Raw genomic sequence first — 7,245 nt, 5'->3', positions numbered from 1 at the left:
GGATCAAACTCTCCATGAAATGGTGTTTGACTTGCTCAAACTTTGTTTTATCGCTTTTCCGTTATAAATAACGGGGCAGGTTCGCTCGGTGTTCAGTTTTCAAAGAACAATTTCTTTTTCGTTCACCACCGCGTATCTCAGCGGCGACAAGAGATAATATATCATGGACGACTATAGGATTGCAACCCTTTTTTTGAAACTTTTTTAATGGATTTTTCTACCTGTAATTTCGAACATTTAAAGCATAACGGGACAGCTCTTTCGGGGAAGCAATCCGAGCGTACATACGGAAGATGATTTTGTAACGTCTTGTAATTGCTTGCTTAATATCTCCGTCCAAACGGTTATCGTTCAGATCAAGAAGCATTTCGTCTAGTTCTTTGCGCAGGACGTAATCGAGTTCTTTGCATTCTTTGTCGTTGAATAGAATTCCTAGCATAACTAATGTGCGCCCTCCTAAGCAGTGTTTGGCCATGCAGCTGTTGTTGCAGCATTGTAAAGCAAAAGCGGCGTCTTGCGATAACGCATCCAGACACCGCTTTACTGTTATGCACAATATTTGGGAAAAATATTACAACGAACTTATCCAAACGCTTATTGTACTCTCAATTATTGCTGCAATAAGCAATGCTACCGTTAAAATAACGACAACCGGAACCGATCTGACCATGAAATATTCGATCTCTCGTCCGGATTTGCCCGCTTCTTTCCCCGGTATAATTAACCTTCCTAATGCTTTGAGCAATAGCACACCAAACTTCATCCCGTACGCGCATGCCACGACAATTGCAGGGATTTCAATAATGCCATGCGGTAGAAGCCCCAGTATAACGCTAAACATATCGCACGTACCTTGCGTCTCTGCAACATGATGCAGCAGAAACCCTACAATCATTCCGTTAAGCACGAGGAAAAAGATCGGAATGATCCCTAGGATAGCGCCAATGTAAATGATAAATATCGATTTAATGGCGTTGTTTAAAAAAATGAACACCATAAAGGCCAAGGTTGGATTATCGGTCTTCTCCAATGATTCCGCTACATTCCCAAGAGCTCGAATCTGCTGCTCGAGGTAATCACTTAATGCACTGTTAGTCCCTCCGACAACAAGACCGGCAAAAAACAAAATGAATCCAAACGTTATGTAGGGATTCATGATTTTGAAATGGGCTTTTATTTCGGACCAGCGAAACATAGCTCTCCTCCTAAAAAGAATTAACACACTTATTGCCCTTGTGTAAGGGCAATTGTGATAATTCTTACTTCGTAAGCATTCCTCTTAAAGAATTAACACCTATATTAGCCTTCCGTATGGCCAATTGTGTTAATTCTTACTTCGTAAGCATTTCTCTTAAAGAATTAGCACGTTTATTGCCCTCATATAAGGGTAATTGTGATCATTCTTACTTCGTAAGCATTTTACCTAAAGAATTGTAACGGCCGCCAAACAACTTGTACGATAGTTTGAACAAGCATGAATATCTTGGATGTACGAGCATAGATTGTACTAGAACAAGCTTCCATTAGAAAGGAGAGCCTTATCAGATGAACTTCTTTTATGTACTAAACGGTCGGAGATTGAAACGGAACTTCCTTATTGTACTCGCACTCGTCTTCTCTGTAGGGGTAATCTACGCGGAAAGAGACAACATCACGGTATTCTCACCGCAGCAGCCGGCTGCTATATACAGCGTCCCTACGGATAAGAAGGTTGTTGCATTGACTTTCGACATCAGCTGGGGGGACAAGCGTGCTGAACCTATCTTGAAGGTATTGCAAGACAAAGGCGTGAAACAGGCTACCTTCTTCTTGTCTTCGCCTTGGAGCCAATCGCATCCCGATATTGTAAAAGATATCGTGAACGACGGCTTTGAGATCGGCAGCCACGGCCATAAGCATGACAACTACAGCAAGCTCAGCGATGAGGAGATCCGCACGCAAATTCAGACCGCCCACACAATCTTGTCTGATCTCACCGGCAAACAGCCGAACTTGATCCGCCTGCCGAACGGAGATTTCGATAAACGGGTACTCCGCATTGCAGAAGAGCTTAACTACAAAGTCATTCAATGGGATACCGATTCCATGGATTGGCTGAACATCGGAACGGACAAGATCATTAACCGTGTTGTAAGCCGCGCTCACAATGGGGATATTATTCTCATGCACGCGAGCGACTCGGTCAAACAAACCCATGAAGCGCTCCCTGTGATCATTGACGAGCTTCGCGCCAAAGGTTATGAGTTCGTATCGGTATCCGAGCTGATCAACCAAACAGAATCGGAAGGCCGCGCTGTTCAGGACAAAACGACCTCGCTTACGATGATGGGACCCGAAGACGCGGTGGAAGCTGCGGATTCTGGATACTGATTATTACGCGACCGGCTTTGCAGATGTTGCAGAGCCGGTTGTTGTTTTTTTCTGAAGTAGCCTAGGCAACATGAGAATTTGATAACCATTGCAAATAAAGAGCGGAATGATCATAAATATGATCGCCGATATGTTCGTCTCCCCTTGCAACGCCGGCCAAGCTTCAATAAATGTAACGAAAAACATGAGGAACGTAGTTGGCACAAACGCGCTTGCATTCGTTTGTTTGATTTTTATGTAGGCTGCTCCAAGCGAGAATAATAATAGACCAAGTGGCAGTACCCAGAAAAACCAATTGTTTGTCCGTTGCTCATAAAGCAGGTATCCGAGACCAAATACGGCAAACACGGTTGTATAACCTTGGAGAGCGTTCCAGAGATAGCTCTTGCGGAAAATACTTAAAGCAATGTAGTTCAATGTTAGATAAGCAAAGAACCCCATTTGGCTGAATGCTCCTATCAATAAACCGACCATCGCCATCATGAAGGCGTTAAAGCCGGCTGCCTCAAGCCCCATAAATCCGAAGGACTGGTCCGTCCATTGCATGATGGATCCGCTGATTACCGTAACGGCAGCTCCAACGGCCATGCAGCTCCAAAAAAGAAAAAACCATCTTTTCAAATTCATATTCAGTTATCCTCCTTCATGTTTGGCGAAGTCCACGCTGTGAAAGCCCTTCCCGCACCTCCATTATTTTACCACGTTCGTCATAAAAAGCTAACTACGAAGCCATGATAATCCCGTGAACTTTAACGCATACTACGTTATAAATTCAGCTATGGTGCCATAGAAGGGAGATCATTGGAGCATGCGCATGAGATTGGCTTTATTAACGGCGCTTTCCGCCCTAACTTTTGTATTAACAAGCTGCGGTGCGGAATCATCCGGAAGCAGTCAGCAAATGAGTTACAAGGATATGAAGTCAATGGTCATCGATATATTGAAAACGGAAGACGCGCAAAAGGCCTTGCAGGAATCCGCTCAGCAATTGTCAGGCTATAACGGCAGCGGAACGAAACTTCTGTCTGTACAAGACCAGGAACAAGTGCGCTTGGCCGTCAAAGATGTCATGGTGTCTCCGGAGTACGACAAGGTAATCAAAACGTTAATGACGGATACCCGGTTCGCCGGTGAATTCGCCAAAGCCGTAAACAAGCAGAACAAAGACATCCATAAAGAATTGATGAAGGATCCGTCGTATCAAGAGGAAATGGTAAAAGCGCTCAAAACACCGGAAATGGACAAGTTGATTCTTGAAGTACTGCAAAGCACGCAATATAAAAAGCAAGTGATGTCGCTTATGCAGGAGTCCATGCAAAACCCTCTCTTCCGTCTTGAGGTGCTTGATCTGATGAAAAAAGCGGTTCAGGAAGAGCTTAAGCCGAAGCCGGACGAAAAAGTGGACAAAAAGCAAGAAGATGGCGGCGGCGATAGCGGCAGCGAAGAAGATAAGCAAAGTCAAGATGGCGGCGGCGATGGCGAGGACTCCTCGACCTAACCTACGCTTAAGCAAAAAAAGCCCGGTCGGGTCAGGAGCATTAGAGCTCCCCTCCCGTCCGGGCTTTTTCTTATGATTAGATTAACGGCCGCATTTCTGAATGACTTGCTCGGCTATATCTAAATAGATCGCACCCGTCTCGGACTCGGCTTTGTATACCGACGGCGAGAAGTCAGGCTCGGAGATATGGTTATCCGGCTGCCCCAGCGGAATTTGAGCCATCAGCTCGGAGTGAAGGTTCTCTGCCAGACGGGCACCGCCGCCTCGGCCAAAGATGTACTCGGGTTCTCCGCATTTGCTGCATTTGTAATACGACATGTTCTCGACAACGCCGATAATCTCGTGTTTGGTCTTGATCGCCATCGCTCCAGCACGGGCCGCAACAAACGCTGCTGTCGCATGCGGAGTGGTTACAATGATCTCTTTGCTTTGCGGAATAATCTGATGGACATCAAGTGCCACATCCCCTGTACCAGGCGGAAGGTCGAGTAGCAAGTAATCTAGCTCGCCCCATTCGATCTCCGCAAAGAAATTGCGGAGCATCTTGCCAAGCATTGGCCCGCGCCATACGATCGGGCTGTTGTCTTCGACGAAGAAGCCCATCGAAATGACTTTGACGCCAAAACGCTCGATCGGAACGACGCGTTCATTCACGATCTCGGGACGGGTCTCGATGCCCATCATATCTGGCACGCTGAAGCCGTAAATATCCGCGTCGATAATACCGACGCGTTTGCCTTTACGGGCTAAGGCGACCGCAAGATTGACGGTCACCGTCGATTTGCCGACGCCGCCTTTACCACTGGCGACGGCGATGAATTGCGTGCCGCTGCCAGGGGCGAGCAGCGGGCTGTCCAGGCCGGCCGCGTGCCCTTGTACGGGGCCGTTTGCCGCGGCCGGCTGGGCTTTGCCGCCGGCCTGGCCTTGCGGCGCGGCAGCTGCGCCCGCGCCGCCATCAAGCGCACGAAACCGGCAATGCACGGTTTCGGCGCCAGCCCGCGCAAGCGCTTCGCGCAGCGCGGATTCCAGCGAGGGACGAATGTCCTCGCTGGCAGTCAGGACCGTCATCGATACTTGACGGTCCTTCACAACGACATCGCGGACGGAAACGGTGTCCGCGCTATAGGGGGCCGTCACTGAAGCGACGGCTTCCAAAGCTTGTTCACGTGTCAACATGAATGAGTCCCACCTTTTATGTAAGAGAGTTGTTATAGGTGTAAGCATAGAATAACTGCTTATTTATAATGATTATAGCATACTAAGCGGGACAAGGTTAATTGCTCGGTTCTGGCTGCGTCTCCTCTTCCATTGCCGTATCGGCACTAAGCTTCTCCCCGGAGGAATACCGGAGAATGCCCTGATAGATCGAAGCGGCTACCTGTCGCTGGTAATTGGAATCGGCAAGCCGTGCGGCTTCGCCCGGATTGGACAGAAAGCCAACTTCCACAAGTGCCGTCGGGATATCATCCAGCGCTTTAAGCAGATATACATTATTTTTGTCTTTCACTGCTACCCGGCTCGTATTCTCAAGATTACGGCGGATCTCGTTTTGTATAAAAGTGGCAAGTACCTGGTTGTCCGGATGATTAGCAGGGTTAAAAAACGTCTGTGCCCCCGACCACTTCGCAGACGGAATACTGTTCATGTGAATACTAACGACAAGGCTTGGCTTACTTTCCTTAATGTTGGCAACCCGCTGCAGCAGATCCTCTGTCTTGCGCTTCGAATACCCTTTCGTATCTTGACCGGCAAGATCATAATCCCCTTCTCTGGTCAGTACTACAATAGCGCCTGCTTGCTGCAAATAATCTCTCAGGTACAGAGCGATCGCAAGGTTTAGATCTTTCTCCACAACCCCTTCTTTGCTTACCGCTCCCCCGTCAACGCCTCCGTGCCCCGCGTCGATCGCAATGGTCTTCCCAGAAAGCGGCAGTGTCCAATACGTCCAGGTACGCGATACAGGCTCGCTTGTTTGCGTGAGCAATACCCATGTCAAAACAAGTGCTGCCATACCGCCCGCGATGCGAAGCGCTCCTTTATAGGTCATCCAGACGACCAGTCGTCTTCGGCGCATAAAAAAACCACCCCGTTCCCATACAAATGATCTTATTATCATTTATATGGGACGAGATGGTTGTTTATGATGGACGGGCAACAGTTAACCTTGTTTTTGAGCCATGCCTTCAATCAGAATTTGAGCGACTTCCGGACGGGAAAATTCTGCCGGCGGGCAGATGCCGTCGCGTAGCAAGGCGCGCACCTTCGTACCGGACAGTGTCAGATGGTCCTCTTTCCCATGCGGGCATGTTTTTGTTGTTGCCATATTGCCGCATGTCTTGCAATAGAAGCTATGTTCGAAGTACAGAGGCGTAATGCCAAGATCTTCTGTAGGAATCGTCTTAAGCAGCTCCTGTGCCTCATACGTACCATAGTAGTCGCCGACACCGGCATGGTCGCGGCCAACGATAAAGTGGCTGCATCCATAATTTTTACGAACAATCGCATGGAAAATCGCTTCGCGAGGTCCTGCATAACGCATTGCCGCCGGGAATACGCCCATGAATACTCGGTCAACCGGATAGTAATTCTCAAGCAAAGCTAAGTAGCTCTTCATCCTAACGTTAGCCGGAACGTCATCGGATTTGGTCTCGCCAACAAGCGGGTTCAAAAAGAGAGCATCAACGATCTCCATAGCTGTCTTCTGAATGTATTCATGCGCACGGTGAACCGGATTGCGCGTCTGGAAGCCTACAACGGTTTTCCATCCTTTTTCCGCAAAAATACGGCGTGTCTCGGCAGGATCGAAATAAAACTCGCCAAACTTCTCTGGCTCTGGACGATTCAGAATGGTTACAGCACCACCAACGTACGTAGAAGGACGGGCAAGCAGCTTCTGGACGCCTGGATGTTCCCGATCTTCAGTCTTAAATACGCTAATAGCTTCTTCCTTCTGATCAACGTTGTAGATGCTCTCTACATCGATGATGCCATAAGTAATGCCATTCTCCCCTATTAGAGCAGCTCGAGCACCTATTTGCAGCTCTGTTGCCTTAGCTTCTTCTACGGCCAAAGTAATTGGAATGCTCCATACGGTACCGTCAACAAGGCGCATGTGTTCCACTACCAATCGGTAGTCATCTTCGTTCATGAACCCCTTCAACGGAGAGAAAGCCCCAACAGCAATCAGGTCAAGGTCAGATACGGTCCAGTTATTGATTACAATCGTAGTCAATGACTTCGCTTCGTTCAAAAACGCTTCACGTTGCTCGCCAGTAGCGAGACGATTCACAAGTTCGCCGCCATGCGGTAAAATCTGACTCATCGCTGATAGCCTCCTCGGTAAGTGAAGCTGGGGATACCGGCTATTTCATTTCAAA

8 protein-coding genes are annotated in these 7,245 nt (G+C 48.1%); 2 read left to right on the top strand and 6 right to left on the bottom strand.

Annotated features, from left to right (window positions below; translation table 11 throughout):
• Positions 1-217: 217 nt before the first annotated feature.
• Together QQK89_RS27375 and QQK89_RS27370 are read right to left on the bottom strand one after the other, a co-directional pair.
• Complete coding sequence (locus tag QQK89_RS27375; protein ID WP_015847185.1) at positions 218-439, bottom strand: hypothetical protein; 222 nt, start codon at positions 437-439, stop codon at positions 218-220.
• A 132-nt stretch (positions 440-571) separates the two neighbouring features.
• The gene (locus tag QQK89_RS27370) at positions 572-1,195 is read right to left on the bottom strand and encodes a stage II sporulation protein M (protein ID WP_284241938.1); all 624 of its coding nucleotides are present in this window, start codon (positions 1,193-1,195) and stop codon (positions 572-574) included.
• Positions 1,196-1,545: 350 nt separating this feature from the next.
• On the opposite strand from QQK89_RS27370, the gene pdaB reads away from it, so the two are divergent.
• Positions 1,546-2,370: a polysaccharide deacetylase family sporulation protein PdaB gene (pdaB, locus tag QQK89_RS27365; protein WP_284241937.1), complete on the top strand. Its 825-nt coding sequence runs from the start codon at positions 1,546-1,548 to the stop codon at positions 2,368-2,370.
• A 3-nt stretch (positions 2,371-2,373) separates the two neighbouring features.
• On the opposite strand, the gene QQK89_RS27360 is transcribed toward pdaB, so the two are convergent.
• Positions 2,374-2,997, bottom strand: coding sequence for a KinB-signaling pathway activation protein (locus QQK89_RS27360; protein ID WP_284241936.1), 624 nt, complete (start codon positions 2,995-2,997; stop codon positions 2,374-2,376).
• Positions 2,998-3,178: 181 nt separating this feature from the next.
• Here QQK89_RS27360 and gerD point away from each other — a divergent pair, with 181 nt between their 5' ends.
• Complete coding sequence (gene gerD / locus QQK89_RS27355) at positions 3,179-3,868, top strand: spore germination lipoprotein GerD (protein WP_284241935.1); 690 nt, start codon at positions 3,179-3,181, stop codon at positions 3,866-3,868.
• Between the two features lie 81 nt (positions 3,869-3,949).
• Here the strand turns inward: gerD and QQK89_RS27350 are convergent, their stop codons facing one another.
• The 3 genes from QQK89_RS27350 to sat form a co-directional block, all read right to left on the bottom strand.
• On the bottom strand, positions 3,950-5,044 hold the full coding sequence (locus QQK89_RS27350; protein WP_284241934.1) for an Mrp/NBP35 family ATP-binding protein: 1,095 nt from the start codon (positions 5,042-5,044) through the stop codon (positions 3,950-3,952).
• Positions 5,045-5,141: 97 nt separating this feature from the next.
• Positions 5,142-5,942, bottom strand: coding sequence for an N-acetylmuramoyl-L-alanine amidase CwlD (gene cwlD, locus QQK89_RS27345; protein WP_284241933.1), 801 nt, complete (start codon positions 5,940-5,942; stop codon positions 5,142-5,144).
• A gap of 84 nt (positions 5,943-6,026) precedes the next feature.
• Positions 6,027-7,190, bottom strand: coding sequence for a sulfate adenylyltransferase (gene sat / locus QQK89_RS27340; protein WP_284241932.1), 1,164 nt, complete (start codon positions 7,188-7,190; stop codon positions 6,027-6,029).
• Positions 7,191-7,245: the final 55 nt, after the last annotated feature.

Source organism: Paenibacillus glycanilyticus, from assembly GCF_030161375.1.
In the GTDB taxonomy this organism is placed as follows: Bacteria; Bacillota; Bacilli; order Paenibacillales; family Paenibacillaceae; genus Pristimantibacillus; species Pristimantibacillus glycanilyticus_B.
The sequence above is the reverse complement of the archived record's forward strand: the minus strand, read 5'-3'. Positions and strand labels throughout refer to the sequence as shown.

Bases quoted from the DNA above. Each gene is read 5' to 3' on its own strand.
- cwlD (WP_284241933.1), bottom strand. From the start codon at position 5,942: ATGCGCCGAAGACGACTGGTCGTCTGGATGACCTATAAAGGAGCGCTT.
- QQK89_RS27360 (WP_284241936.1), bottom strand. From the start codon at position 2,997: ATGAATTTGAAAAGATGGTTTTTTCTTTTTTGGAGCTGCATGGCCGTT.
- sat (WP_284241932.1), bottom strand. From the start codon at position 7,190: ATGAGTCAGATTTTACCGCATGGCGGCGAACTTGTGAATCGTCTCGCT.
- QQK89_RS27370 (WP_284241938.1), bottom strand. From the start codon at position 1,195: ATGTTTCGCTGGTCCGAAATAAAAGCCCATTTCAAAATCATGAATCCC.
- pdaB (WP_284241937.1), top strand. From the start codon at position 1,546: ATGAACTTCTTTTATGTACTAAACGGTCGGAGATTGAAACGGAACTTC.
- gerD (WP_284241935.1), top strand. From the start codon at position 3,179: ATGCGCATGAGATTGGCTTTATTAACGGCGCTTTCCGCCCTAACTTTT.
- QQK89_RS27375 (WP_015847185.1), bottom strand. From the start codon at position 439: ATGCTAGGAATTCTATTCAACGACAAAGAATGCAAAGAACTCGATTAC.
- QQK89_RS27350 (WP_284241934.1), bottom strand. From the start codon at position 5,044: ATGTTGACACGTGAACAAGCTTTGGAAGCCGTCGCTTCAGTGACGGCC.